At 65.7% G+C, this 24300-nt stretch carries 21 protein-coding genes; 12 read left to right on the top strand and 9 right to left on the bottom strand.

Annotated elements, in window-relative coordinates:
* The first annotated feature begins 77 nt into the window (after nt 1-77).
* Entirely contained in the window at nt 78-2363 is a 2286-nt protein-coding gene (locus Q5701_RS12160) for a hypothetical protein (protein ID WP_306751259.1), read from the top strand.
* Here Q5701_RS12160 and Q5701_RS12155 read toward each other — a convergent pair.
* Complete coding sequence (locus tag Q5701_RS12155) at nt 2360-3337, bottom strand: trypsin-like serine peptidase (RefSeq protein ID WP_306751257.1); 978 nt, start codon at nt 3335-3337, stop codon at nt 2360-2362. The genes Q5701_RS12160 and Q5701_RS12155 overlap by 4 nt on opposite strands.
* Before the next feature lie 509 nt (nt 3338-3846).
* On the opposite strand from Q5701_RS12155, the gene Q5701_RS12150 reads away from it, so the two are divergent.
* Both Q5701_RS12150 and Q5701_RS12145 read left to right on the top strand, forming a co-directional pair.
* Nucleotides 3847-4281: a YsnF/AvaK domain-containing protein gene (locus Q5701_RS12150; protein WP_306751256.1), complete on the top strand. Its 435-nt coding sequence runs from the start codon at nt 3847-3849 to the stop codon at nt 4279-4281.
* A complete protein-coding gene (locus Q5701_RS12145; protein ID WP_306751254.1) occupies nt 4271-5260 on the top strand; it encodes a YsnF/AvaK domain-containing protein in 990 nt (329 codons plus the stop codon). The genes Q5701_RS12150 and Q5701_RS12145 overlap by 11 nt, the downstream gene beginning before the upstream one ends.
* Nucleotides 5261-5307: 47 nt before the next feature.
* Here Q5701_RS12145 and fni read toward each other — a convergent pair whose 3' ends face one another.
* Entirely contained in the window at nt 5308-6369 is a 1062-nt protein-coding gene (gene fni / locus Q5701_RS12140; RefSeq protein ID WP_306751253.1) for a type 2 isopentenyl-diphosphate Delta-isomerase, read from the bottom strand.
* Nucleotides 6370-6435: 66 nt separating this feature from the next.
* On the opposite strand from fni, the gene Q5701_RS12135 reads away from it, so the two are divergent.
* The gene (locus tag Q5701_RS12135) at nt 6436-7395 is read left to right on the top strand and encodes a polyprenyl synthetase family protein (protein WP_306751251.1); all 960 of its coding nucleotides are present in this window, start codon (nt 6436-6438) and stop codon (nt 7393-7395) included.
* Between the two features lie 124 nt (nt 7396-7519).
* Here the strand turns inward: Q5701_RS12135 and Q5701_RS12130 are convergent, their stop codons facing one another.
* The 3 genes from Q5701_RS12130 to crtY are packed head-to-tail and all read right to left on the bottom strand — an operon-like array spanning nt 7520 to nt 11063.
* On the bottom strand, nt 7520-8437 hold the full coding sequence (locus tag Q5701_RS12130) for a phytoene/squalene synthase family protein (RefSeq protein WP_306751249.1): 918 nt from the start codon (nt 8435-8437) through the stop codon (nt 7520-7522).
* A complete protein-coding gene (locus Q5701_RS12125) occupies nt 8434-9909 on the bottom strand; it encodes a phytoene desaturase (protein WP_234855371.1) in 1476 nt (491 codons plus the stop codon). Before Q5701_RS12125 ends, Q5701_RS12130 begins: the two co-directional genes overlap by 4 nt.
* Nucleotides 9906-11063: a lycopene beta-cyclase CrtY gene (gene crtY, locus Q5701_RS12120; protein ID WP_306751248.1), complete on the bottom strand. Its 1158-nt coding sequence runs from the start codon at nt 11061-11063 to the stop codon at nt 9906-9908. The genes Q5701_RS12125 and crtY overlap by 4 nt, the downstream gene beginning before the upstream one ends.
* 165 nt (nt 11064-11228) lie before the next feature.
* Here crtY and Q5701_RS12115 point away from each other — a divergent pair, with 165 nt between their 5' ends.
* The gene (locus Q5701_RS12115; RefSeq protein ID WP_306751247.1) at nt 11229-11732 is read left to right on the top strand and encodes a DUF2585 family protein; all 504 of its coding nucleotides are present in this window, start codon (nt 11229-11231) and stop codon (nt 11730-11732) included.
* Here the strand turns inward: Q5701_RS12115 and Q5701_RS12110 are convergent.
* A complete protein-coding gene (locus Q5701_RS12110) occupies nt 11704-12918 on the bottom strand; it encodes a glycosyltransferase (RefSeq protein ID WP_306751246.1) in 1215 nt (404 codons plus the stop codon). The two genes, Q5701_RS12115 and Q5701_RS12110, sit on opposite strands and share 29 nt — an antisense overlap.
* 88 nt (nt 12919-13006) lie before the next feature.
* Here Q5701_RS12110 and Q5701_RS12105 point away from each other — a divergent pair, with 88 nt between their 5' ends.
* The 7 genes from Q5701_RS12105 to Q5701_RS12075 all read left to right on the top strand — a co-directional run bounded on the left by Q5701_RS12105 (nt 13007) and on the right by Q5701_RS12075 (nt 20407).
* On the top strand, nt 13007-13681 hold the full coding sequence (locus Q5701_RS12105) for an HAD family hydrolase (RefSeq protein ID WP_306751245.1): 675 nt from the start codon (nt 13007-13009) through the stop codon (nt 13679-13681).
* Complete coding sequence (locus Q5701_RS12100) at nt 13678-14637, top strand: sugar-binding transcriptional regulator (RefSeq protein WP_306751244.1); 960 nt, start codon at nt 13678-13680, stop codon at nt 14635-14637. The genes Q5701_RS12105 and Q5701_RS12100 overlap by 4 nt, the downstream gene beginning before the upstream one ends.
* Before the next feature lie 145 nt (nt 14638-14782).
* On the top strand, nt 14783-16105 hold the full coding sequence (locus Q5701_RS12095) for an ABC transporter substrate-binding protein (RefSeq protein ID WP_306751243.1): 1323 nt from the start codon (nt 14783-14785) through the stop codon (nt 16103-16105).
* 98 nt (nt 16106-16203) lie between these two features.
* Nucleotides 16204-17073, top strand: coding sequence for a carbohydrate ABC transporter permease (locus Q5701_RS12090; RefSeq protein WP_306751241.1), 870 nt, complete (start codon nt 16204-16206; stop codon nt 17071-17073).
* Nucleotides 17074-17083: 10 nt separating this feature from the next.
* On the top strand, nt 17084-17908 hold the full coding sequence (locus Q5701_RS12085) for a carbohydrate ABC transporter permease (protein ID WP_306751240.1): 825 nt from the start codon (nt 17084-17086) through the stop codon (nt 17906-17908).
* An 11-nt stretch (nt 17909-17919) separates the two neighbouring features.
* Nucleotides 17920-18921, top strand: coding sequence for an ABC transporter ATP-binding protein (locus Q5701_RS12080; protein WP_306751239.1), 1002 nt, complete (start codon nt 17920-17922; stop codon nt 18919-18921).
* 13 nt (nt 18922-18934) lie between these two features.
* Nucleotides 18935-20407, top strand: coding sequence for a mannitol dehydrogenase family protein (locus tag Q5701_RS12075; RefSeq protein ID WP_306751238.1), 1473 nt, complete (start codon nt 18935-18937; stop codon nt 20405-20407).
* 37 nt (nt 20408-20444) lie between these two features.
* Here the strand turns inward: Q5701_RS12075 and Q5701_RS12070 are convergent, their stop codons facing one another.
* From Q5701_RS12070 to Q5701_RS12060, 3 genes are all read right to left on the bottom strand, one after another.
* Complete coding sequence (locus Q5701_RS12070; RefSeq protein WP_306751236.1) at nt 20445-21098, bottom strand: YjbF family lipoprotein; 654 nt, start codon at nt 21096-21098, stop codon at nt 20445-20447.
* The gene (locus Q5701_RS12065) at nt 21095-23269 is read right to left on the bottom strand and encodes a YjbH domain-containing protein (protein ID WP_306751235.1); all 2175 of its coding nucleotides are present in this window, start codon (nt 23267-23269) and stop codon (nt 21095-21097) included. Before Q5701_RS12065 ends, Q5701_RS12070 begins: the two co-directional genes overlap by 4 nt.
* A gap of 118 nt (nt 23270-23387) precedes the next feature.
* Complete coding sequence (locus tag Q5701_RS12060; protein ID WP_306751234.1) at nt 23388-24245, bottom strand: COG3650 family protein; 858 nt, start codon at nt 24243-24245, stop codon at nt 23388-23390.
* Between the last annotated feature and the right edge of the window lie 55 nt (nt 24246-24300).

The following is a 24300-nucleotide window of genomic DNA, read 5'->3' as shown; positions in this document are numbered from 1 at the left end:
CTGACCACCTGACTGAAATCTTAACGCGAATCGGCTTTTATGTCATCATTTCCGCATCAAGGGCGGTGGGTGGCGGCATGGGCGCGCGGTTGGACCTGGCACTGGCCGTTGCGGCGGGTCTGACGGCAGGTCCGCTGATGGCCCAGCCCCGACAGACGGTCCCGGCCGCGCCAACCCCGCCCCCCGTCCTGCAACGCCTGGCCGAGGGGACCTTGCCCATTGTCCCATGCCCCGAGGATCCGGACCGAGGCTGCGTCGAGGTTTTGTTCAACGGCGACCAGCCCCCTGTCGCCTGCTGGACCCTGCCACCTTTCGGGGCGCAGGCCGTTCGGGTGGATACAGCGCCGGTGCAGCCCATCGCGAACAGCAGCACCCGGCGGATGACGATCCTGTTCCATCCCCTGCGAGAGGTGCCGCCCGCCACCCCCGCGACGCTGCATTTCGGCTTTGCGCGGCCCGGCGCGCCGTTGGTCTGCGACCAGGCCCTGGTGGTGCAGCGTCCAGCAAGCGTTTTGGCCCTGCCGGGGGATTTGGACCTGGGTGTCCTGCACGTGGACCTGTTCGGGCAGGTTTCGGGGACCACACTGGTGCAGCCGGTCTTTCCCGCGCCCGGCCAATCCGCAATCGGTCCCCTGATGGTATCGTCGCAGGCCAGCCTTTACGCGGGCGACCGCCGGGGCAGCGCGGTTCCCGTTCGGCTGAACCTGCCGGGCGGCGCCACTGTCACCGCCAGCCATTTTGCCGAACTGACCGCGACCCCCGGGACGGCGGGGGCCTTTCCGGCGCTTGGCGCGCTGTCGGGGCAAGCCTGGGTCACGGCGCCCCAACTGGTGCAGCCCGTTCCGCTGACGATCCGCGCGACAAGCCGGATCGGCTGGCTGTCGGTCTTGGCGATGCTGGCCCTGGGCATTGCGATGGGCGCTTTGGTCCACCGCCATATCGTGCCGCGCCAGGCGCTTGCCCGCGCGCGGCTGGATGCGGAACGCGCCCTTGTCACGGCAGCGGGGCTGCGCGACGGGCAGCGCGACAAGCCCTTGGCCCAGGACTTGAACGAGTTGATAGACCGGCAACGCCAGCAGATCCGTTCCGCCCTTGACCAGACGGCCGTCGCGCAGGCCGTCGAGGGGTTGAACCAGTCGCTAGGCGACCGGTTGCAGGCGGCCGATGCCCGCCGTCAAGCCTTGGCTGCGGCCGTTGCCCCCCTTTTGGCGGCCCTGCGCGCCTTGCCTGCAGTAGCGGAACTGCCGGTGCAACCGCTTGATGCCTGGGCCTCGGCCTTGGACAAGGCCCAGACCCTGATCGAGGCGGGAGAGATCGCCCGCCCCGAAGGCTTGATCGAAACCGAGGTGGCACAGGCCGAACGCATCGCGCTGACCGCGTTGTCCGGTTTCGCGGACCGGGCCAGGGCGGCAATCCACGATCTGGGGGACTGGACGCGCGATCCCGCCCGGCAGGCCCTTGCCCCGCTGCAAGCCGCAAGCGCGGGGTTCCTGCTGCCCCCCGGCGCCACGCCCCTGACCCTCCTGACCACGATCCGTGACGCCCATCACGCCCTGCGCCGGGCTGCGGCGACCGGGCACCCTGCCATCGCCGCGCTGTTGCGCGCGCAGGCCAGGGGTGCGTCGAACTGCGGCTTTGCAAGTGCCGCCGACCGGACCGAGGCGATCCTGCGCGACCTGGACCGCACCCCTGTTGCGGCCCTGGAACAGCTTTCCGAACTGGTCCGGGATTACGGCAACCATGCGCAGACGGCCCGGCTGGCATCCTTCGAGGATCTGGCCGATGTCAAACCCTCGGGTGTTGAGGGCGGTGTGGTTCCGATCCCGCCTGTGGAACGCCGGATCGAACCGCCGGAACCGCCCGCCCTGGTGATCGAGACGGATCCCGCCTTGCCCGTGGCCGGGCGCGACGTGACAATCCGCCTGGTGGATGTTCCTGCCGATCACGTTGTGCGCATCTGGACCCCGCATGGATCGGCGCGCGTTGCAGGCGGGAACGACCCCGCCTTGACCATCCGCCCACCCTATCCCGGCCTGATTCCGGTGGAAATCGTGCTGGCCGATGCCCAGGGCCATGCCCTGTCGCGTCAATCCACCACTCTGACTGTCCAGCCCGCCCCCGACCATGCTATTCCCGCCCTGACGACGGAACTGCGCAAGGCCGACCGCCTTGCCGTCGCGGCCGCGGCGGTGCTGGCGCTGTTGTCGGGGGCGGCGGTCTTTTCCGTCGTGCCGCTGACAAGCTGGTGGGGGTTGCTGGCGCCGCTGCTGTGGGGGTTCTTTGTCAACCTGAACCTGCCCGACGTGATCCAGGGACTGCAAGCGCGCCGCGAAGCGGTTTTCAAGACATTGAACATCGGCTAGATCGCGGGCATCGCCAGTCCCAGCCGGTCGCAATCGCTGCGCACCCAGTCCCGCAGGATCGCCAGCACCGCGTCGTCGAACCGGGGCGCGGAATTGGCGGTGATGTGCAGGTCGATGGGCGTGCCCGGCACCCCATAGGCATGAAGCCCGACGACAACCGGAGGGCTGTCAGCCGTATCCTGCGCCCAGACCGGCGCGCCCGATTGGCCGCTGACCGTGTCGATGTCGTAAAATAGCCGCCTGGGCGTGACCGCCATGATGCGGTTGGCGTGGTGATACTGCGCCTTGGCCAGTTCCTTGTCGGTCGGATAGCCCGAGACGTTGACCATCCGCCCCACCAGATCCGCGTCGGCAAGCTGCCGGATCGGAAAAATTCCCGTCCGGTCCCCAAGCGGTTCTGACAGGTGGATCGCGGCGATGTCGTGGTCGGCGGCCTGTCCCTCAACCCAGACATTCAGCGTCGAGAAATGCGTGGCTTCCACCGTACCGAATGGGAAGCTGTCGCCGGTCCGGCCCGCCGCCACCACGATGCGGTCTGCCCAGCCGTGGAAAAAGGCCGGGTAATGAACGCAATGTCCGGCGGTGATGATGGTCGCCGGTCCCGCCAGCCAGCCGGTGCCCTTGAAGGTGCCGCGCGCGCCGATCAGGTCAAGCTGGCAGATCCGTTTCCACGGATCGCCGCCCGCATCCGGCACCCGCTGGCGTTCGTCGTGACCGATCACGGTTTCCAACCCGGTCACGGGGTTGGGCGCGCGGGGGCCGGGGCGGGGGGGCTGGAAGCCTGTCGCGGGAACCGGGCCAACGGCCGCGCCGGACGCGACCTGTCCGGCCTCGACCGGCGCAGGCGGTTCGGGCGCAGGGATAGGGGCATCGAAGGCCCGGTTGCTGACGCTGAACAGGTCCATGCCCATCAACGCCAGCCGACCCACGGTGATCCGGGCAAGGGGGCGGCCCCAATCCCGTTTGCGCGGCACGTTCTGCGCCTGTCAAAGGCCTCTCTGTCACGGAGGCCGACTTGGATCTTGCCGTAACCCGGCTGCAGTATCAATGACAGCATCCTGCACACCCATGAACGGTCAGGCCCGCAATGTGCGGTCCCTAACATGAGGAAACAATGGAATATCTTTTATTTGATAACTTTATATCGGAAAAAAGTAAACAATACAATTTGACGATCTATTTGGCATTTTCTTTTGCAATTCAAAAGACGCGCATTGTTTTGAAAACAGAATAAAGCGACGTCTAATTGTCCTGCCTCGACAGCCAATCCTTCAAAGGCTGACAAGTGCCTCCGCCCATGGCTCGCAAGTTGGCTGGTCATCCTGTCGAATGCGCAGCCTTCGTCCGTGCCCCCCGGCAGACCAGATCCCCGCTGCATATTTTCGATCCTGCGCTTATCGCGCCGATGTGAATGGAACGCTTGGGGGCAAAGTTTGTTGTGTCTTCACCTGGTCGCCGGGACCACTTAGCCAAGGGGGAACAAATGCCCGACGATCCAAAGACCGATACCATTTCCCTGGTCGAGGAGCAGGTGTCAGTGACAAAGCAGGCGGTCCTGACCGGCCGTGTGCGCATCGCGACCCAGACCGAAACCATCGAACAGCGCCTTCCCGCCGAACTTTCCAGCGAGGAAATCGAGGTGGTGCGGGTGCCGGTCGATCGCCGGGTCGATGCCATGCCGCAGATGACCACCGAAGGCGACTTGACCATCATCCCCGTGGTCGAGGAACGGCTGGTCGTGACCCGCGAACTGTATCTTCGAGAGGAGGTCCACGTTCGACGCATCAGACGGCAGGAGTCCGTCGAGATACCGGCGGAAACACGCCGGCAAACCGTTCGGATCGAGCGTCTTTCGCCAGACGGCGAAGCCCTTGATCCGATCCCATCCAACAGCAAGGACGATCACGATGACCTATGACAACGATTTTGGCACCACGGGCGGACGTATGGGCACTGTCGGCGGAACGTCTCTGTCCGCAATGTTCGACAGCCATGACGATGCGCAGCGCGCGGTAGACAGGCTGGTGCAGGCGGGTATTCCCATGGCCCAGGTCAGGATGGTATCGGGCGGATCGGCCAGCACCACCACGACCTCGACCACCCGGACCGACGATGACAAGGGTTTCTGGGATAGCCTCAGCGATTTCTTCTTCCCGGACGAGGATCGCTATGCCTATGCCGAAGGGCTGTCGCGCGGCGGCTATCTCGTGACGGTCACCGGCCTGGGATCGGCGCAATACGATCAGGCGCTCGACATCCTGGATGACGAAGGCAGCGTTGACCTGGACGAGCGCACCGAAAGCTGGCGGTCGGAAGGTTGGGGCGGATACGAAACCAGCGACTATGCCACCTCGGCCACAGGCGGATCCCTGGCGGGCGGCACGATGGGTGGTTCCATGGCTGGCGGCTCCCTGACCGGCACGCGCACTGGCGATCTGGACAGGCAGACGGAATACGGCGCGCAAGGCAGCCAGATGGGGATCCGGTCCGACGATGAAACGATCCCCGTGATCGAGGAACGCATCCGCATCGGCAAGCGCGACACCAGCCACGGCCGTGTGCGCGTTCGCGCCTACACCGTCGAGGAGCCGGTGAATGAAAGCGTCGATCTGCGCGAAGAACGCGTCGAGATCGAGCGCCGTCCCGTGGACCGCGCCGTCAGCGGCGCCGACGTTGCCTTCCAGGACCGCACCCTGGAGGCCGAGGAGTACCGCGAAGAAGCGGTGGTCCAGAAAGAAGCCCGCGTGGTCGAGGAAATCGGCCTGCGCAAGACCAGCGACACGCATACCGAAACGGTGTCCGACACCGTGCGCCGCACTGAGGTCGAGATCGAGGATGATCGCGATGGGTCGGGCACGATACGCCGCGATACCGACCGGGATGACCGGATCGTCTAAGAACTCCAAGGCGGCGCCCTCATCGGGCGCCGCTTCCTTTGCTCCGGTTACTTGCGCAGCCGCGCCCGGCGCAGGGCCGACAAGTCCGCGCTGCCGGTGCAGAAACAGGCGGTGCGCAACTGTTGCAGGACAATGGTCAACTGCCGTTCCAAGGCCTGCGGTCCGTCCAAGGCCGACGCCAGCACTGCGCCTGCCAGTGACACCACATCCGCCCCCAGCCTGATCGCACGCGCCGCGTCCAGTCCTGTGACGATGCCGCCCGATCCGATGATCGTCGCCTCGGGCGCTGCCTGTCGTGCCCCCCGGATCGCGTCCGCCGTTGGGATCCCCCAGCCGGCAAAGCAGGCGGCGACCTGCGCGGCGGCCGGGTCGGGCGTACGTGCGGCCTCGACCCGTGCCCAATCCGTTCCGCCCGCGCCGGCCACGTCAAAGACCGTGATGCCTTCTGCTGCAAGCCGGGTCACCACGCTGGCGGATAGGCCCGCCCCGACTTCCTTGACCACAACAGGCACGGGCAGGGCGCGTGCAAGGGCACCAATCTTGGCGATCAGGCCGCGCCAGTCGCGATCGCCCTCGGGCTGGACCGCCTCTTGCAGGGGGTTGAGGTGCAGGATCAGGGCGGACGCGCCGATGGCCTCGATCGCCCGCAGGGCCTGGTCGCGGCCAAAGTCCCGGTTCAACTGGGCGGCGCCGAAATTGGCCAGGATCGGGATGTCGGGGGCCAGGCGGCGCAGGCTGCCGTCCAAGCCCGCGGTCTCTCCTCCTTCGATCATCACGCGCTGCGATCCGACCGCCAGGGGCAGGCGAAACTGCTGGCATACCTGCGCCAGCGTGCGGTTGATCGCCCCCGCCCGGCGCGGTCCGCCGGTCATCGATCCGATCATCACGGGGGCGTCAATGGCGTGACCCAGAAATTCGGTGGACAAATCGACCTCGTGCCACGAAACTTCGGGCAAGGCGATGTGTTCGAACAAGACCGTCTCCAGCCCGGTCGTTACCGTCGCGCCTGCCTGCCCCGCAAGCACGACATCCAGATGTTGTTCCTTTCGAGAGGTGAGTGTGAGTCCGCAATCATTGTCTGTCTCAAGCGACGGATCGGGGTGGGTCATGCCTGTCAGCCCTTGTCGTTTCGCGTTGTCCCTGTTCGAACAGCGCAAGAATTGAAGGACAGTCTCATGCACCAGCAGGCAATAGACAAGCTGAACGCGGCGCCAACCCATCCCGACGCGCAGGCTGGCTTTGTCCGCCAGCTTGACGGTCGCATCGCCCATCATCTGTCGCAACTGTCCCCCGCCCCGGCCCGCCTGATCGAAGCCGCGCGCGATGCCATGGGCAGCGGCAAGCGGCTGCGCCCTTATCTGCTGCATCTGGTGGCGGGCGATGCCGCCAATGGCGATGCGGTGCTGGACATGGCCGTCGCCCTGGAAATGGTGCATACCGCTTCTCTGATCGTCGACGACCTGCCGTCCATGGATAATGCCATGCTGCGGCGCGGACGCCCCACCACCCACGCCCGGTTCGGCGAGGCCACGGCCATCCTGACCGCCATCGGCCTGCTGAACCACGCCATTTCCATCGCCAACGGGCTGGCGGGTCTGGGCGACGGTCAGCGGGGCGCCCTGGTCGCGATCCTGTCGGGCGTCATGGGCTGGCAAGGGTTGGTCGCAGGACAGGAACTGGATCTGAACGGTTTTTCCGATGCCGATCAGGCGGAGGGCGCCCTTGATCGGGTCACCCGCATCAATGCGCTGAAGACCGGGGCGTTGCTGTGTGTGGCGGTCGAGGTCGGCGCGATCCTGGGCGGGCGCACGGACGATGAACGCAGCCTGCTGCGCCGCTTCGGCGAGGATCTGGGACAGGCCTTCCAGATCGCCGACGACCTGGTGGATATGCTGTCCGACAGCGCCGCGATGGGCAAGGATTGCCAGCAGGACATCGGCAAGGAAACCTATCTGGCCGTCTTTGGGACCGAGGAGGCGCTGCGCCGTTGCCGCGCGCTTCTGGCATCCGCCGATGACGCCCTGGTGAGCGCTGGCCTGTCGCCCGATCCCTTCCGCTGCATGATCGACGCGATCTTTACCCCCATGCTGGACCGCGTTCCCGCGTTCCACGCCCAGGCGGGCGCTGCACGATAACCTGGCTTGCTCTCTTGCTGATCGTCATGGCTATCGTCGCCACGATGGCAAGGACGGCTGCGTCGGTTTCGACTTCATCTGTGCCACGCTGGTCACGCAGCTTGATCGCAGCAACACCACCCCGCTAAGGCCGAAGATAGAGACCGTCGCGGCTGAGGAACCTGGCGCGGCGGCGCGGAGCTAGGATCGTCGATCCCACGGCGCGGGCAGCCAGGCGCAGCTTTTCGGCCTTTGTCGTGGAAAGCCGCCCGTTCCAGGCATCCGGTCCCGTCGCGCGCAGCTTGACGCCGATCTGGCGATAGATGTTGCGCGCGGCCGTGATCGCAAGCGCCGGGCGGCGGGGCAGGGCATTGATGCCGATATCCGCGCTGCGATAATAGATTTCGGCTTCGTCCAGCAGGCGCAGGGCGACGCGGTGCAAGGCAGGACGTTGGCTCATGTCGTCGGGATGGATGGCCTCGATCCCTTCGGCCTGCAGCAGATCGCGCGGCAGATAGGTCCGCCCGATGCGCGCATCGTCGATCACGTCGCGGGCGATGTTGGTCAGTTGGAAGGCAAGGCCCAGGTCGCTGGCGCGGTCCAGGACCGCCTCTTCCCGGACGCCCATGATCCGAGCCATCATCACGCCCACGACGCCTGCTACGCGATAGCAGTATTCCAGCAGATCGCCCATGGTGTGGTAGACGCGCCCCTCCACATCCATGGCGAAACCGTCCAGCAATTCCTCGACGTGCCTATGTGGGATGCCCCGCGCCGCCACCACGCGCGCCAGCCCGGCATAAACCGGGGCGGCCGCATCGCCCCGCAGGGCGCGGTGCGTCAGCTCGCGCAGTTCGGCCAGCCGCGCGGCAGGGTCGCCCACGGCCCCCGTGGCAAAGCCCGCGTCCTGCCCGTCGATCACATCATCCGCGTGACGGCACCAGGCATAGAGCATCACGCAATCCTCGTGCATCCCCTGGGGCAGAAAGCGCGAGGCCATGGCGAAGCTTTTCGACCCGACGGCGATGGATTGCCGTGCCTGGTCCAGGGTCGCGTCCGTCATGCCGGTTCCCCGATCATCAGGGATGCGGTCGCCTCGGCCGATCCGACCACACCGGGGATGCCCGCGCCGGGATGGGTGCCTGCGCCCACGATATACAGATTTTCCAGCCGCTCGTCGCGGTTGTGGGGGCGGAACCACGCGCTTTGCGTCAGGATCGGCTCAATGGAAAAGGCCGATCCCAGATGGGCGTTCAACTCGGTCTTGAAATCCAGCGGCGTGAAATGCCGCACCGTCATCAGGTCGCGCCGCAGGTTGGGGATATAGCGTTCTTCCAGGTAATCGAGGATCCGGTCGCGATAGGCTTCGGCCGCCTTGTCCCAGTCCATGTCAACCGTTCCCAGGTGCGGGACCGGCGCCAGCACGTAATAGGCGCTGCACCCTTCGGGTGCGAGGTCGGGGTCCGTCACCGACGGCGCGTGCAGGTACAGCGAAAAGTCCTCCGCCAGGTCCTTGCCCCCGAAGATCTGGCCGATCAGTTCGCGGTATCGCGGGCCGAACAGGACCATGTGGTGGCGCAGGTCTGGCCGCAGTCCACGCAGGCCGAAATAGATCACGAACAGCGACATCGAATGGCGCTTCGCCGCCAGCTTGTCGCCCTTGGGGTCATTCAGCAGGTTGCGATAGGTGTGGACCACGTCGGCATTGCTGGCGATCATGTCGAACGGATGGCGCGCGCCCATGGCGTGGACGGCGGTGGCGCGGTTGCCTTCGGTCTCGATCCGGTCCACGGGCGCGTTCAGGTGGATCGTCCCGCCCAGCTCCTGGAACAGTTGCACCATGCCCGCGACCAGGGCACCGGTCCCGCCCTTGGCGAACCAGACGCCGCCCTGCCGTTCAAGCGCATGGATCAGCGCATAGATGGACGAGGTCGAGAACGGGTTCCCCCCCACCAGCAGCGTGTGAAAGCTGAAGGCCTGGCGCAGATGTTCGTCCTTGATGCTGCGTGCCACCATCGAATGCACGGACCGCCAGGCTTGCAACCGCGCCAGTTGCGGGGCGGCCCGGATCATGTCGCTGAAATGCAGGAAGGGGACCGATCCCAGCTTTTCATACCCTTCGCGGTACACGTCGCGCGAATAGGCGAGGAAGCGGCGATAGCCTTCGACATCGGGCGGGTTGATCGCGCGGATCTGGGCCTCGATCGCGTCCTGGTCGTCGGCATAATCAAAGACGGTCCCGTCTTCCCAGCACAGGCGATAGAAGGGATCCACCGGCAGCAGGGTCACATGGCCGGCAATGTCGCGCCCCGACAGGCGCCACAGTTTCTTCAGGCATTCCGGGTCGGTGATGACGGTGGGGCCTGCGTCAAAGGTAAAGCCCGCGTCGTGATAAACATAGGCCCGCCCGCCCGGCTTGTCGCGTTTTTCGAATACCGTTGTCGCAATGCCTGCGCTTTGCAGCCGGATCGCAAGCGCAAGGCCGCCCAGGCCCGCGCCGATGACGGCGGCGGTCTTGCCGTTGTCTTGTTTCATGCAGGGTTCACCTTGAAGGATTCGGGCAGGCAGCGCAGGGCGCGCCTGACGCGGACGGGCGGTCGGCCCGTCAGGATGCGGGCCTTGTCAGCCAGCGTGCTTTGGCCGGCATAGAACCGTTCGATCAACGGTTCGGGCAGCCGATAGAAACGGTCCATCACGCGGCGGCGTTCGTCGGGGGCTGCGGCCTCGAACAGCATCCGCGACAAAAGGCGGTAAAAGCCCTGCGCCTTGGCGTCGGCCAGCGAATCGCGGCGCAGGGCACGGGCCAGGGCAAGCGGACCTTGCCGCCAGTGCCGGGCGATCAGGTCCGCGCCGCGCACCGCATGGGGCAGGCTATAGCCCGTCAACGGGTGAAACCGCATCGCGCGCAGCCCGATGGTGGGAACGTCGCGCGGCACGCTGCGCCAGAAGGCATCCGCGTCAAAGCGCAGGGCGATGGGCAGGACGCCGATTTCCTCGCGGATCACCCCGGCGATCTGCCAGCCCTGGCTGGCGACGTAATCGGCAATGCCCGCGCGCTGATCGTCGGCCGAAAGGGTGGCGCCGTCGGAATAATAGGTCGCCTCGACCAGCAGGCGGGTGTCGTCAAAGGGCAGCAGGTAAAAGAAACGGTATCCGTCCATTTGCGGAACGGTCGCGTCCATGATGACGGGCCGGGTCAGACCGTGGGGGGCAGTCAGGCGCAGTTCCTGACCCAGGAATTTCTGGGACCGCACTTGGATCGCGGGATGGGGTGCAAATCCATGCGCGTCGATGGCCAGTTCCGCCCCGATGCGCGTCCCATCCGCCAATGTCACGCCCCCTGCGTCGATGGACGCCACGCGGGCGGTCAGCCGGGTCACCCCCGGTACGCCCGCCAGGGCCGCCCCCAGGCTGTCCGCGTCCAGGCAGGCATAGCCTGAGCGCAGCGTACGGGTCCGGCCCGGAAAGCGGACATCCTGCCCGTCCCATGCCCGGCGGATCGCCGGGTCCAGCCAGGCGCGTTGGGCAGCATCGATGTCGCCGGAATGAAACGACCAGGTATGCCCGGCCAGCGGATCCGCCCGCTGGTCGATCAGCAGGACGCGCGCCGCAGGGGCCAGCCGCAACGCCGCAAGCGACGCCGCAAGGCCCCCGCCGGCAATCACGATCTGGGCTGTCTGTTCTGTCATAACCCCTGGATCTCGCGGTCCCTTGTCATGGCGGGCGTTGCCTTTACTGTGGCAACGATGACAGATGAAAACCGTTCCGCCCCGCCGCTTTCTTCCAAACGATCTGCCAGCCTGATGCTGGATGCAAGCGAATTGCCGCGCCGGTGCGGATGGGGACGGCAGGCCATGGCTTTGATCGGGCTGGCGCTGGCTGCCAAGCTGGCGATGCTGACGATCCTGGACCGCCCGCTGGGCTGCGATTGCGGCCGGATATGGTCGATGCCGGACCAGGCGGGGCTGAATTCGCGGACCCTGCTGGATCCCTATAGCCTGCTGCACCTGGTCTTTGGCGCGGTGCTGTTCAAGCTGGTGCGGTGGAAGCGCCCGGACTGGCCCTTGTGGACCCTGCTGGCCGCCGTGATCGTCAGCAGCACCATCTGGGAAGTGGCCGAGAACCTGCCCCTGTCCATTGGTCTGTTCGGATACTCGTCCGGCGATCCGCTGGCCTATCACGGCGACAGCATCGTCAATTCCTTCAGCGACACAGCTGCCGCGACGTTGGGCGCGGTCCTGGCGCTGCCCCTGGCGGGATGGGTGGTGGCCGTAGGTGGCGCGGCGGTGGAGCTGGGCCTGTCGCTGTGGATCGGCGACGGTTATCTGATCACGTTGTTGCGTGCCTTGGGGTTCTGAGCATCGCCTCTATCCGGTCGATGGCGCCTGGCGCCCCTTCCCAGCCTCCGGCTTGCGCCGCAAAGCCCCGCGCCCTGTCGCGATAACGGGCATCGGCCAGCGGGGTCCGCACGCTGTCCACGATTCGCGCCGTGCCGCGTTCCCAGGGCTGCAACCGCAGGCCCGCGCCGCACCGGGCGATGCGCGCCGCCACGCCCGGCTGGTCATGGGTCAGGGGCAGCGCCAGCATCGGCACGCCTGCCGCCAGGCATTCAAGCGCGGTGTTCAGGCCCGCATGGGTCACGCACAGGTCCGCGCGCGCCAGAACCGCCTGTTGCGGGACAAAGGCGCGCACCCAGTCGGCCGGGATTGCGCGGGCCTGATCCGCAGTCAGGGATCCTGCATGGGATACCAGAACCTGTGCGCCAGCTTGTTGGCAGGCCCGCGCAATCCGCGCCAGAAGGCCCGCGCGGTGACCCTGCAACGTCCCAAGCGAGGCATAGACGAAGGGCCGCCCAGGCTCGGGAAGGATGTCGGCGGGAAAGTTCCCCGCTTCCTGGTCCTGCCGGAACGGGCCGACCTGGGCGATATGGCCGCCGTTCGCGGGGCGGGGATAGTCGAATCCCGGCACCATCTGCGACACCGCCAGATCGGGCGACAGGCAATCCTGCAGGCGCCGCAGGTCGCCCAGGCCCCAGGCCCGCGCCCAGTGCCGGATCACGCGGGATTGCGGCGTCATCAGCAGGTCGGCCACGCGCTCGCCCCCCGCGTTGCGGCGCAGGCCCGCTGCCGTGGGATCATGGGACCAACCCAGGAAAGGCAGGGGAATGCCCGGTTCTGGATCCATCGGCACCGCGCAGGCCACCGATACCAGCGGCACCCCAAGCGCGCGCGCCAGCAGGCCGGAAGCAGGCTCCATCTGGTCGCCCAGGATCAGGTCCGGGGACAAGCCGCGCAGCACGGCCAAGCCATCGCGGCACAGCCGGTCGGTGCGGCGCGCGCCTGCCACGATCTCGGCCAGCAGGCGGCGGGGTTGGGGGTGCGCGGGTGGGCCGGGCAGGGCGACTTGCGCCGCGTCGCCATGCAGCGCTACGCCCGGTTCCGTCAGGAAGATCGCCTGGTGTCCCCGGCGGGCCAGTTCCCGTGCCAGTGCCTCGAAGGCGCGCAGGTGGCTGTGCAGGGGCGGGGTAATCAGAACGGCGCGCATGAAACCTCGGGTCGATGGTCCATCGGTCTTGCCATAACCGCCGCCGGGTTGCACTTGTGCTTTTGCGCGGGCTGCCGGGGGATGAGGGATGGACATCAGGCTAATCATCTTCGATTGCGACGGCGTGATCGCCGACAGCGAGGTTTTGTCGTCCGCCGTCTTGATCGACCAGTTGGGCGCCCTTGGCATCGCGGTGACGCCCGCCGATGTGCGCCGCGACTTCCTGGGGCGCAGCTTTCCGACCGTTGCCCAGACGATCCGCCAAAATCACGCCCGCCCCTTGCCCGACAGTTTCGAGGCCGATTACCGCGCCCGCCTGCTGGACCGCTTCACCGCCGAACTGGGACCAACCCCCGGTTTTATGGCGATGCTGGACGGGCTGCGGATCCCCGCCTGCATTGCCACATCATCCAGCCCGCCTCGCGTTGCCCATACGCTGAACATCCTGGGACTGGCCGACCGGTTCCAGGACCGGGTCTTTACCGCAAGCCAGGTCAGCCGTGGCAAGCCCGCGCCCGATCTGTTCCTTCTGGCGGCACGGCAGATGGGCTGCCCGCCCGAGGCGACCCTTGTGATCGAGGACAGCAGCCCGGGCATCGCGTCGGCGGTGGCCGCGGGAATGCGCGTCCTGCATTATGCGGGCGGGGCGCATCTGCGCGGGACTGATCCAATGGCCTTGCCGCAAGGCGTCGGGGCCTTTGACAACTGGGGCAGTTTTTCGCAACTGTTGAGAGAGATGCAGGACAAGGCGGCGACCCCGTGAACGCAGGACGATTCAGCCCGAATGCGGTGCGACTGGACGATGCGGCCCGCGCGGGGTGGCTGTATTACGTGGCGGGCAACACCCAGGACGAAATCGCCCGCAAGCTGGGTGTCAGCCGCCAATCGGCGCAACGGCTGGTGGCGATGGCCGTCAGCGAAAAGCTGATCAAGGTCCGCGTCGATCACCCCATCGCCCGCTGCATGGACTTGGCGGGCGCGCTGTCGGAGCGGTTTGGCCTTTTGTCGGTCGAGGTCGTTCCCTCGGACCCCGAGGCGCCGGGCCTGCTGACAGGCGTTGCCATCGCGGCGGCTGCGGAACTGGAACGGGTGCTGAAATCCCCGGAGCGCCGCATCGTCAGCTTGGGAACGGGCCGGGCGCTGAAGGCTACCGTGGAACAGTTGCCGCGCTTGTCCTGTCCGCAGCACGTCGTCGTCTCGCGGTTGGGAAACATGATGCAGGACGGATCGGCCTCGCCCTATAACGCGACGATCAGCCTGGCGGAACGGGTCGGCGCACCGCATTACCCCTATCCCTTGCCGGTGCTGGCCCGGAACCCTGCCGAACTGGCCGCCATGCGCAACCAGGAAGCGGTGCTGAACACGATCCGCCTGTGCGAACGGGCCGACCTGTCGCTGGTGGGCATCGGCCAGATGGACCGCAGCGCGCCCATGTTCCTGGACGGTTTCGCCAGTGCGGCCGAGATGGACGAACTGGTCGCTCTTGGCGCGGTGGGTGAAATCACAAGCTGGGTCTATGATCGGGACGGCCAGATCATCGACTGCGCCTTCAATGAACGCGTGGCCTCGGCGCTTTTGCCGCGTGCCGCCGACCGACCGATGATTGCCGTCGCGACGGGCGAGGCAAAGGTGCCGGCAATCGAGGCCGCGCTTGTCGGGCATCTGGTGAACGGACTGATCACCTCGGAAGCCACGGCCGAGCGTCTGTTGGCCCTTTAAGACCTACCCGTTTTGTCGGCGTGAAATTTGCCGCTTTGGCGGAACGGCCAAGCATGGCAAACTTTGTTTATTGACAGACGGCAACAGCTTTGTGAGTATTTGCCCGTCGAAGTGGCAAATGCCCAAACGACAAGGGGAGGATAGCATGACCACGACTTGGCGCGCCCTGTTGGGTGCGACGGCGCTATGCGCCACCGCCGGTATCGCCGCTGCGCAGGACAATGTGACGCTGACCATCGCCACCGTGAACAATGGCGACATGATCCGGATGCAGGGCCTGACCGATGCATTCACCGCGGCCAATCCAAACATCCAGGTGCAATGGGTGACGCTTGAAGAAAACATCCTGCGGGAACGTGTCACCACCGACATCGCGACCCAGGGCGGCCAGTATGACGTCCTGACCATCGGCACCTACGAGGTTCCGATCTGGGCCAAGCAGGATTGGCTGGTGCCGCTGGAACTGGGTGACGCCTATGATGTCGACGACCTGGTCCCGGCCGTGCGCGACGCATTGTCGGTCGATGGCAAGCTGTATGCCGCGCCTTTCTATGCCGAATCCGCGATGGTGATGTATCGCACCGACCTGGCCGAGGCCGCGGGCGTTACCATCCCCGACGCTCCGACCTGGGCCGACATCCGCGACGCGGCGGCGAAGATGACCGACAAGTCCAAGGAACAATACGGCATCTGCCTGCGTGGCAAGCCGGGTTGGGGCGAGAACATTGGCTTCATCACCGCGATGGCCAACAGCTATGGCGCCCGCTGGTTCGACACCGACTGGAAGCCGCAGTTCGACAGCGAGGAATGGAAGGCCACGCTGACCGACTATCTGGCCATGATGAACGAATACGGCCCGCCCGGCGCGTCGTCGAACGGCTTCAACGAAAACCTGTCGCTTTTCCAGCAGGGAAAATGCGCCATCTGGATCGACGCCACGGTCGCTGCCAGCTTCGTGACCGATCCCGAAACCTCGACCGTGGCCGACAACGTGGGATTTGCGCAGTTCCCCAACCGCGAGGGCGTGGACAACCGGGGCAACTGGCTTTGGGCCTGGAGCCTGGCGATCCCGACATCCTCGGACGCAAAGGAGGCCGCCCAGACCTTCATCGCCTGGGCCACGTCCAAGGAATATTCGGAACTGGTCGCTGAACGCGAGGGCTGGCGCGCGGTGCCGCCGGGAACCCGGACCTCGCTTTACGAAAACGCCGACTATCAGGCCGAGGCGCCCTTCGCGGCCATGACGATCGACTCGATCAACGCGGCCAATACGCAAAAGGCGTCGGTCCAGGACGTTCCCTATACCGGCGGGCAGTTCGTGGCGATCCCGGAATTCCAGGGCATCGGCACGGCGGTGGGACAGCAGTTCTCGGCGGCCTTGGCCGGGCAGATGTCGGCCGAGGATGCCCTGGCCGCAGCCCAGTCCAATACCACCCGCGAAATGACGCGGGCCGGTTACATCAAGTAACGAGTTAACCGTTACCTGTCCGGCACCGCCCAGCCCTCCTCTGGGCGGTGCCCCCTCTGGGGTTTCTCGCGCATCCGCGCCGGTAAGGGAATTTTGTCATGGCCACACGCCAGACCCAAGGGCTTGCCCGCCTGATGCGGGCACCGGCGATCATCCTGTTGTTTGTCTGGATGATCGTGCCGCTGTGCATGACGCTTTATTATTCGTTCCTGAACTACAACCTGCTCAGTCCCGGCACAACCAGTTGGGCGGGTTGGTTCAATTACCAGTATTTCTACACGGATCCGGCCTTTTTCGAGGCGATCTGGAACACGCTGGTTCTGGTCCTGGGCGTGCTGTTCATCACCGTAGTGGGCGGCACCTTTATCGCCATGCTGATTGACAAGCCGATCTGGGGGCAGGGGATCGTGCGGATCCTGGTGATCAGCCCGTTCTTCGTGATGCCGCCCGTGGCCGCGCTGATCTGGAAGAACATGATCATGCACCCGTCCTATGGCGTCTTGGCGGATGTGGCACAGTTTTTCGGCGCAAGCCCGGTCGACTGGTTCGCGCAATATCCGCTGTTCTCGATCATCCTGATCGTGGCCTGGCAATGGCTGCCCTTCGCCACGCTGATCCTGCTGACATCCCTGCAATCGCTGGACACCGAGCAGATGGAGGCGGCCGAGATGGACGGCGCGCCCGCATACAGCCGCTTCCTGTATCTGGTGCTGCCGCACATGGCCCGTGCGATCACCGTGGTGATCCTGATCCAGACGATCTTCTTGCTGGGCATCTATGCGGAAATCCTGGTGACCACCAACGGCGGTCCGGGCTTTGCTTCAACGAACCTGACCTTCCTGATCTATCGCGCCGCCCGGCTGAACTTCGACATCGGCGGCGCGGCGGCGGGGGGCATCATCGCCGTCATCCTTGCAAACATCATCGCCATCTTCCTGATGCGCGCCGTTGGCAAGAACCTGGACTGAGGGGGAACTCATGGCACGCGCAACATCCCGAAACGCCCGGGTCGGCTGGACCATAGCGGCCTGGTTCGTGGCCCTGCTGATCTTCTTCCCGATCCTCTACACGATCATCACCAGCCTGAAGACGGAACAAGAGGCCATCGCGGGCTTCAACCTGATTCCGTCCTTCACGCTGGAAAGCTATCAGACGGTGCAAAGCCAGAACAATTACTGGCGGCCTTTCACCAACTCGGTCATCCTGGCGGTGGGATCGACGATCCTGGCGCTGATCGTGGCGATCCCGGCGGCTTGGGCGATGGCGTTTTCGCCCACGAAGCGGACCAAGGACATCCTGATGTGGATGCTGTCCACCAAGATGATGCCCGCCGTGGCCGTGCTGGTGCCGATCTATCTGATCTTCCTGAACACGGGACTGATGGATACCCGCATTGGGCTGACGGTTCTGCTGATGCTGATCAACCTGCCGATCGTGATCTGGATGCTGTATACCTATTTCCGCGAAATTCCGGGCGAGATCCTGGAGGCGGCGCGGATGGACGGGGCGACCCTGCGCGACGAGATCCTGTATGTGCTGACGCCGATGGCGATCCCCGGCATCGCCTCCACGCTGCTTCTGAACATCATCCTGGCCTGGAACGAGGCGTTCTGGACGATCCAGCTGACCACCACGAACGCCGCGCCCCTGTCCGCCTTCATCGCCAGCTTTTCCAGCCCGCAGGGGCTATTCTGGGCGAAACTCTCGGCGGCGTCCGTGATGGCGATCGCGCCGATCCTGGTCCTAGGCTGGTTCAGCCAGAAACAACTGGTCCGCGGCCTGACCTTTGGCGCCGTGAAATAAGGGGAACATTCATGGGACAGATAACCCTGCAAGGCGTGGCCAAGCGGTTCGGAGAGGTCGAGGTGATCCCGCCCCTTGACCTGACCATCGAGGACGGCGAGTTCGTGGTCTTCGTCGGCCCGTCCGGCTGCGGCAAGTCCACCCTCTTGCGCCTGATCGCCGGGCTGGAGGACGTGAGCGGCGGGCGCATCGTGATCGACGGGGCGGATGCCACCGACGCATCCCCCGCTAAGCGCGGTCTGGCGATGGTGTTCCAGTCCTATGCGCTTTATCCGCATATGTCGGTGCGCAAGAACATCGCCTTTCCGATGAAGATGGCCGGGATGCCCAAGGCCGAACAGGAACGCCGGATTGAGGCTGCGGCCAAGGCGCTGAACCTGACCAACTACCTTGACCGCCGTCCAGGCCAGCTGTCGGGCGGGCAGCGCCAGCGCGTGGCCATCGGGCGGGCCATCGTGCGCGAGCCGGCGGCCTTCCTGTTCGACGAGCCGCTGTCGAACCTGGACGCCGCGCTGCGCGTGGGGATGCGGCTGGAAATCAGCGAGCTGCACAACCGCCTGAAGACCACGATGATCTATGTCACCCATGACCAGGTCGAGGCGATGACCATGGCCGACAAGATCGTGGTCCTGCAAGCGGGCCGGATCGAGCAGGTCGGAACGCCGCTGGATTTGTATCACAGCCCCTGCAACGTCTTCGTGGCGGGCTTTATCGGCAGTCCCCGGATGAACCTGTTTTCCGGCGCCGTGGCTGCCGAATACGGTGCCACCACCATCGGCATCCGTCCCGAACATCTTCTCATCTCGGACCAAGGCGGCAAGTGGAAGGGCCGGGTGGGGGTCAGCGAACACCTGGGTTCCGACAGCTTCTTTTATGTCGAGCACACTGGCCTTGCCGAAACCGTCACCGTCCGGTCAAGCGGCGATATCGCCCTGCACCACGGCGATGATGTCTGGCTGACACCGGACGAGGACAGGATTCACCGCTTTGGCCCGACAGGGGACCGTCTGTAGGAAAGGTTCGGCCATGGCCGTGACATTGAACGCATCCACCCTTGCCAACCTGCCCGATGCGGTCGGCCGCCCCGGATACGACCGCGCCGCGCTTCGTCCCGGCATTGTCCATGTCGGCGTCGGCAATTTCCACCGCGCCCACATGGCCTGGTATCTGGACCAGCTGTTCGAGATGGGCGAGGGCCAGGACTGGGCGCTGATCGGCGCGGGCGTCCGCCCCGGCGATGCGGCGATGCGCGACAGGCTGGCCGCGCAGGATTGGCTGACCACGGTTGTCGAACTGGACCCGAACGGGCTGAACGCACGCGTGATCGGGTCGATGGTCGATTTCGTGCCGGTCGATCCCCAGGCAGTGATCGCCGCCATGGCCGATCCCGTCATCCGCATCGTGTCCCTGACCATCACCGAGGGCGGATATTACGTCGATGCCAAGACCGATGGCTTCGACGCGGCCCATCCCGATATCGCCCATGACGCGGCCCATCCAGATGCGCCGAAAACGGTGTTCGGCATGATCCTGGCCGCGCTGCGGCGCAGGCGCGATGCGGGGTCCGAGCCCTTTACCGTCATGTCCTGCGACAACCTGCCGGAAAACGGCCATGTCTGCGCGCGCACCGTGACCGAACTGGCGCAACTGTCCGACCCTGCGCTGGCCGACTGGATCCGGCGCAAGGTGGCATTCCCCAATTCCATGGTCGATTGCATCACCCCCGCCACGTCCGACCGGGAACGCGCGCTTGTCAGCGACCGCTTTGGCATCTCTGACGCCGTGCCCGTGGTGTGCGAGCCATTCCGCCAATGGGTGCTGGAGGATCATTTCCCCCAAGGCCGTCCGCCGCTGGAAAAGGTCGGTGCCGAATTTGTCGGCGATGTCAGCCAGCACGAATTGATGAAACTGCGGATTCTCAACGGCGGCCATGCGGCCATCGCCTATCCCTCCGCGCTGCTGGGCCACCACTTCGTCCATGACGCCATGGCCGATCCGCAGATCTCCGCATGGCTGCGCGCCTTGGAGGAGCGGGAAATCATCCCGACCCTGCAGCCGATCCCAGGCGTCAGCTATGACAATTACCTGGACCTGATCGTCAGCCGCTTTGCCAATCCCGAGGTCGGCGACACCATCCCCCGCCTGTGCCTGGACGGGTCGAACCGGCAGCCGAAATTCATCCTGCCGACACTGGCCGATAAGCTGAAGAACGACGGCGACATCGACGGCTTGGCGCAAGAGGTGGCCTTCTGGTGCCGGTATTGCGAACGCAGGGACGAGGCCGGAAACGAGATCGCGCCGAATGACGACAACAGCGACGCCTTGCGCAAATACGCGATCGCCGCGCGCCACGATCCGCTGGCATTTCTGGCGAATGAAACGGTGTTTGGACCGCTTGCCGCAAATCCGCGCTTTCAGGACGCCTTTGCCCGCAAGCTGAAGCTGGTGCAAACCCAAGGCGTCCGCGCGGCAATCGACGCCTACCTGTCGGGCGCGTGACAGGAACCGGCCCTGCGAAGGGCCGGTTCCCCGGCAATCAGGGCCGCAGGGTCTGGATGGTCACATAGCCCAAGGCAGGGCCGATCCATTGGCGCGACACGGCGATCTGGCCGCCCTGCACCATATAGCTGTTCTGGAAGCTGGTGCCGTGGCCCTCGCAGTTCTCCACCGTCACGCCGGGGTTCGGACCTGCGCCCACCGTGCAGGTGAACTGCAAGGGCCGTTCCAGCCCGTCGCCCGAAAGATGGCGCATGATGCGCGTGCCGCTGCCCGATGCGCCCGCACGGATAAGGGCTTCGGTTCCCGGTTCGGCCACGGAAAGGTCGTTGCCCAGCCCCTTGGTGCCGACCAGCATTCCGTTCCGCAGGATCACTGCTTCTTCGGCCGGGGTCATATAGGTGCGCATGGCGCCGTTCTGCCCGGTCATCGCCATGATCTGGGTGCGGTTCAGGTTCTCGAACCCGGCCTGGATCAGCGGGCCTGAATTGATGCGCAAGGCCTCGGCTGCTGCCTCCTCGAGGGACTTCGCGGGCGCCGCCGGCTGATCGGGTGCGCGCCGTTCTGCGACCACCTGGGCGGCGGTCTGGGCCAGTGTTCCCAGCGCCCCGATGCCCCGGTCGTCATTGCCGCAGGCCGCAAGTCCGGCCATCAGGGACGCCGCCAGCGTGATCTTCAACGCGCCGTTCATCATCGCCAGAACCTCCCCCAGCCTTCGTAAAGTTCGACGGAATGGCTTTCGCGAACCCGTTCATACAGCCGATCGCTGACATTCAAGTGTGAGCCGCCGTCGCGCGCCAAAGACCGCAAATTGGCACCGACCCGTTCGCGCGACGCCTGCCCGGTCGCCCAGCCAAGCGGAATCGACAGAGTGACACCCTTGTCGAAGCTGCCTTCGCCGAACTCCTCGGCCGAGAGATCCGTCTTGGTCGCATAGGCCCCGATCCGCCAGCCATTCGCGAATTCGCGCGTCACGCTGAGGGTCGCGCCCTTGTCGCCCGCAAGATACTTGCCGACATCCAGTTGCGCGGTGAAGCCCTGCGGGAATTCGTAATAGGCCGAAACGTGGCCCATTGTTACCTCATAGTCGCGGAAATCGAACAACTGGTCGAAATCACGTTTTCTGACATGGTTGACTTCCGCGCCAAGGGCCAGCGGCGACCCCACGGGCTTCCACAACACCTCGGTCGAGACGCCGCCAAAGGCTCGTTCCAGCAAGCCTGCGGTGACGCGGGTGTAAACGGTCGGCGTCGGCTTGGCGAAATAGGCCAGGGTCAGTTCCGGGATCACCGGGTCAGTGTTGCCAGCATACATCCGCGAGTCGGACCGTACCCGGGGCACGCCTTCGGGCGTGGTTTCCAGCGACGGATCTGCGAGGTATTCCTCATAGCTGACGCGTTTGCCATCGATGGTGGGGCCGCGCCGTTCGATATTGCCAAAGGCTCGCTGGCGCAAGGCGCCGGTCAGGACCAGACCAGGCACGATCTCGTAACTGGCGCGGGCCTGCGCGCCGGTTTCATACGTCACGCCGTCATTGGCGCTGAAGATGCCGAGGCTGAGATAAGGTTTGATGGACCAGCGGAAACGGGGATAAACCCCTTCGCTGCGCACCAGGCCCGGTGCGCTGGCCGGGGCATCCGTCAGGGTCGAGGCATTGGCGATCTGGCCTGCCTCGGTATTTTCCAGCCGTTCGATGTCTGATCGCCGCACGGTCACCGAGGATGTCGGCACCCCGTCTGCGGTCGAGGTGATCACGAACGTCTCGACCGAGGGGGGCAGGGCGCGGGTCATCAAGCGTGCGGTGCGGCCGATGGCCTCGGCCTGGCTGATGTACCGGCGGTTGCGCAGCCGAACCTCGGCACGATTGGACGACAGCGCCATGCTTTCGAGAATCTGGCCTTCGTCGGCCATGGCATCGCCAAGGGCGGTCTGGATAGCGGGCTGCGCCGTGGGATCCTGCGCCCAGACGCCCGACCAGCCATCGGGATCGGCCTGCGGCGAGGGACGCGGCCGCACCGGGGCAGGGGCCTTTTCCAGGCCCGATGGAAAGGCCGCCTGACGCGGGTTCAGCAGCAACGAGAATTGTGCGCCAAAGGTCTGTCCGCCTATCGTGTAAAGCCCGACCTCGTAATTCTCGCCAAAGCGGTAATAGGCGCCCAGGTTCACATTGCTGCCCGGTTCCTCGCCCTGCTGGTAAACCGCGCCATCGCTGTATTTTGCAAGATAATCGTTGTTCGAATATTCCGCGACCAGGTTCAGCCGGTCATTGACCTGCCAGCTGACCGAGGCAAAGGGCTTAGCCCCGCCCCCGAACCATTCATCGGCATTAAGCGTGCCACCATTGTCATCGACGGAAATGATGCGGGGCTTGCCAGCCAGAACCCCCCAGCCCAAACCGGCGGATACGCGGACTGTGGGTGTCACCGACTTGGTGGCGACGATGTATTCGCCCGAATATACGCCGGTGCCCAGGAAATCCTGCAAGCCCACTGCGACTGCCGGACGCCATCCCTGTTCGTCCAGCACCTGATAACGCAGGTCCAGCGAACGGTCCGTGATGCTGTCATTGTCCGCCTCGGGGATGCCACGGACCCGCGAATAGCGCAGGACGGTGGTCAGCCTCGGCAGCGCCTGGAACACCACGCTGCTGCGGCGCCCGTAATCCGACCAGGACACCGTCGCGCCCAGCGTGCCGTCGGGCAGCGTTTCCGCCGTCGGCGTGTCGATGCCGCCCGCCAAGCCATAGGTGGACATATTCCGGGCATACATCGGTTCCGCGACCGCGGTCGTGCCAGCCGACCCCAGCACCAGGGCCACGGGCAGGGTCGTCGCCATCAGGCGTCTGATAAGGGGGGATCGGCGCATGGCGTGTCCTCGTTTTAGGCTTTTGGCCGGATCATAGACGGCAAACTGCCCCGCGGACACCCTGGCAACGCATCATGCCTGCATGGTGCGTCCCGGATGCCGCAGGGCGGTCAATCCGTCATTCGGCGGGTTCGGTCGTGGTCGTTGCGCCAGTGGTTCCGGCAGGCGGCAGGGTGCGCAGTTCCGGGACGATGGGCGTGGCCGCCGGGGCGTCGGCGGCGGGCGGCGGCGGCAGGTCGGCGGTGCCTTCGGATGCCGGGGCCGCAGGGGTGCTGCTTGCCGCCGGAGGCGCAGCCGGGGGGGTCGCGGCTTCCGGCACAGGGGTTATCGCCGGGTTTGCGGCGGCAGGCGTTTCCGAGGCCGGGGCAGGCGTTGCCGCAGGTGCTGCGGCAGGGCGGGTGGCCGCCGGACGGGTCGCCACGGGCGCTGCACGCGGCGCGGCGGGGGCAGGTGCGCGGATGGCGGCGACTGCCTGAGCGACCTCGGCGGTGGCCGCGCTTGCGCAACCTGTTTCCGAATTGCCCGACACGGTCAGGCGCGCGGTAAAGGGAAAGTCCTGGCCGGACATGCTGTCCTCGCATTTCGCCGCGCGGATGTTCAGCACAAAGGGACGGCCGGCATGAACGCCCACGTATTCGACGCCCTGGGCAAAGGCCAGGCGGTTCACGCGGATTGGGCGGCCCTTTTGGTTGTCGGGCGTCTTGTAGATCGCGGTGCTGCCTGCCACATCGACGGCCCAGAACGGCTCGTTTCCGCGCGCGCTGAAGGCTGCGGTATTATAGGTGGTGGCCTCGGCCGTGGAAACGGGGCGGATTTCGGCCCCGGTTTCGATGGGCTGTTCCAGCGGCGACACGCCCGGCGGGCCTTTGTGTCCCTGGACCTGAGGCTCGGCCGTGCGGAGGCCGGGAAGGTTCGCGCCATCGCAGGCGGCAAGCGGCAGGGTCATCAGCGCGATGAATGCAAGACGCGGGGTCATCGGTCAGCCTTCTTTGGGGATCACTGTCGCGCCAGCGTTAGCAACCGCCGGGCGG

The organism is Paracoccus actinidiae (assembly GCF_030863885.1).
GTDB lineage: Bacteria > Pseudomonadota > Alphaproteobacteria > Rhodobacterales > Rhodobacteraceae > Paracoccus > Paracoccus everestensis.
Note: the sequence above shows the minus strand (reverse complement) of the source record. Positions and strands in the feature narration are given on the sequence as shown.

Bases quoted from the DNA above. Each gene is read 5' to 3' on its own strand.
- Q5701_RS12150 (WP_306751256.1), top strand. From the start codon at position 3,847: ATGCCCGACGATCCAAAGACCGATACCATTTCCCTGGTCGAGGAGCAG.
- Q5701_RS12125 (WP_234855371.1), bottom strand. From the start codon at position 9,909: ATGAAACAAGACAACGGCAAGACCGCCGCCGTCATCGGCGCGGGCCTG.
- Q5701_RS12090 (WP_306751241.1), top strand. From the start codon at position 16,204: ATGGCCACACGCCAGACCCAAGGGCTTGCCCGCCTGATGCGGGCACCG.
- crtY (WP_306751248.1), bottom strand. From the start codon at position 11,063: ATGACAGAACAGACAGCCCAGATCGTGATTGCCGGCGGGGGCCTTGCG.
- Q5701_RS12130 (WP_306751249.1), bottom strand. From the start codon at position 8,437: ATGACGGACGCGACCCTGGACCAGGCACGGCAATCCATCGCCGTCGGG.
- Q5701_RS12115 (WP_306751247.1), top strand. From the start codon at position 11,229: ATGGCTTTGATCGGGCTGGCGCTGGCTGCCAAGCTGGCGATGCTGACG.
- Q5701_RS12085 (WP_306751240.1), top strand. From the start codon at position 17,084: ATGGCACGCGCAACATCCCGAAACGCCCGGGTCGGCTGGACCATAGCG.
- Q5701_RS12105 (WP_306751245.1), top strand. From the start codon at position 13,007: ATGGACATCAGGCTAATCATCTTCGATTGCGACGGCGTGATCGCCGAC.
- Q5701_RS12110 (WP_306751246.1), bottom strand. From the start codon at position 12,918: ATGCGCGCCGTTCTGATTACCCCGCCCCTGCACAGCCACCTGCGCGCC.
- Q5701_RS12080 (WP_306751239.1), top strand. From the start codon at position 17,920: ATGGGACAGATAACCCTGCAAGGCGTGGCCAAGCGGTTCGGAGAGGTC.
- Q5701_RS12160 (WP_306751259.1), top strand. From the start codon at position 78: ATGGGCGCGCGGTTGGACCTGGCACTGGCCGTTGCGGCGGGTCTGACG.
- Q5701_RS12075 (WP_306751238.1), top strand. From the start codon at position 18,935: ATGGCCGTGACATTGAACGCATCCACCCTTGCCAACCTGCCCGATGCG.
- Q5701_RS12095 (WP_306751243.1), top strand. From the start codon at position 14,783: ATGACCACGACTTGGCGCGCCCTGTTGGGTGCGACGGCGCTATGCGCC.
- Q5701_RS12070 (WP_306751236.1), bottom strand. From the start codon at position 21,098: ATGATGAACGGCGCGTTGAAGATCACGCTGGCGGCGTCCCTGATGGCC.
- Q5701_RS12135 (WP_306751251.1), top strand. From the start codon at position 6,436: ATGCACCAGCAGGCAATAGACAAGCTGAACGCGGCGCCAACCCATCCC.
- Q5701_RS12060 (WP_306751234.1), bottom strand. From the start codon at position 24,245: ATGACCCCGCGTCTTGCATTCATCGCGCTGATGACCCTGCCGCTTGCC.
- Q5701_RS12145 (WP_306751254.1), top strand. From the start codon at position 4,271: ATGACCTATGACAACGATTTTGGCACCACGGGCGGACGTATGGGCACT.
- fni (WP_306751253.1), bottom strand. From the start codon at position 6,369: ATGACCCACCCCGATCCGTCGCTTGAGACAGACAATGATTGCGGACTC.
- Q5701_RS12065 (WP_306751235.1), bottom strand. From the start codon at position 23,269: ATGCGCCGATCCCCCCTTATCAGACGCCTGATGGCGACGACCCTGCCC.